Consider the following 1,359-nt stretch of genomic DNA (forward strand, 5'->3'; position numbering starts at 1 on the left):
CCGGCCTTTGACAGGAAATAGAACCAAATGAATTTGACGGTGTTTGGGATTGGCTATGTCGGTCTGGTCCAGGCCGCTGTGCTTGCCGAGGTCGGCCACGAGGTGGTGTGCGTCGATATCGACGAGAAGAAGGTGGAGCGGCTCAACCAGGGTTTGGTCCCGATTTTCGAACCGGGGCTGGAAAGCCTCGTCAAGGAAAACCACGCGGCCGGCCGCATCCGCTTCACCACGGATGCGGCGGCGGCGGTCCGGCATGGCCAGATCCAGATGATCGCGGTCGGCACGCCGCCCGGCGAGGATGGCTCGGCCGATCTGAAATATGTGCTGGCCGTCGCCGAGACCATCGGCCGCGAGATGGACGCACCCAAGATCGTCGTCGGCAAGTCGACCGTGCCGGTCGGCACTTGCGAGAAGGTGAAGGCCAGGATCGCCGAAACGCTGAGGAAGCGCGGCCGCGAGGATCTCGCCTTCGACGTCGCCTCGAACCCGGAATTCCTCAAGGAGGGCTCGGCGGTCGCCGATTGCATGAAGCCGGACCGCATCATCGTCGGCACCTCCAGCGAGGACACCGAGATGGTGATGCGCGAGCTCTACGCGCCGTTCAACCGCAACCACGAGAAGATGATCGTGATGGATGTGCGCAGCGCCGAGTTCACCAAATACGCCGCCAACTGCATGCTGGCGACCAAGATCAGCTTCATGAACGAGATGGCCAATCTCGCCGAGCAGCTGGGCGCCGACATCGAGGAGGTGCGCAAGGGCATCGGCTCGGACCCGCGCATCGGCTACCACTTCATCTATCCCGGCCTTGGCTATGGCGGCTCCTGCTTCCCCAAGGACGTGCGCGCGCTGATCAAGACCGCCGAGGGCGTCAAGTTCGACGCCAAATTGCTGCGCGCCGTCGAGGAGCGCAACAATGCGCAGAAATCGGTCCTGTTCGACAAGGTCAGCCACTATTTCAAGGGCGCGCTCAGGGGCAAGACGTTCGCCGTCTGGGGGCTCGCCTTCAAGCCCAACACCGACGACATGCGCGAGGCGCCGTCGCGCACGCTGATGGAGGCGCTGTGGGCGGCCGGCGCCAAGGTGCAGGCCTACGATCCCGAGGCGATGCAGGAGTGCCAGGCGATCTACGGCCTGCGCGAGGATCTGCTTTTGTGCGGCACCAAGGAAGCGGCGCTGCGCGGCGCCGACGCGCTGTTGATCTGCACCGAATGGAAGAGCTTCCGCGCGCCGTCCTTCGACGCGCTCAAGGACGCGCTGGCGACGCCGGTCATCTTCGACGGCCGCAACCTCTACGACCCCAAGGTGATCGCCCGCTACGGCATCGAATATTTCTCGATCGGCAGGATGGCGGCGTGA

The 1,359-nt window shown here is 64.2% G+C and carries 1 protein-coding gene; it reads left to right on the forward strand.

Going from position 1 to position 1,359, the window contains the following annotated elements; all coding sequences use genetic code 11:
• The first annotated feature begins 27 nt into the window (after window positions 1–27).
• On the forward strand, window positions 28–1,359 hold the full coding sequence (locus RFM41_RS34025; protein ID WP_320253515.1) for a UDP-glucose dehydrogenase family protein: 1,332 nt from the start codon (window positions 28–30) through the stop codon (window positions 1,357–1,359).

This window comes from Mesorhizobium vachelliae, from assembly GCF_033977325.1.
GTDB classification, from domain to species: domain Bacteria; phylum Pseudomonadota; class Alphaproteobacteria; order Rhizobiales; family Rhizobiaceae; genus Mesorhizobium; species Mesorhizobium vachelliae.

Bases quoted from the DNA above. Each gene is read 5' to 3' on its own strand.
- RFM41_RS34025 (WP_320253515.1), top strand. From the start codon at position 28: ATGAATTTGACGGTGTTTGGGATTGGCTATGTCGGTCTGGTCCAGGCC.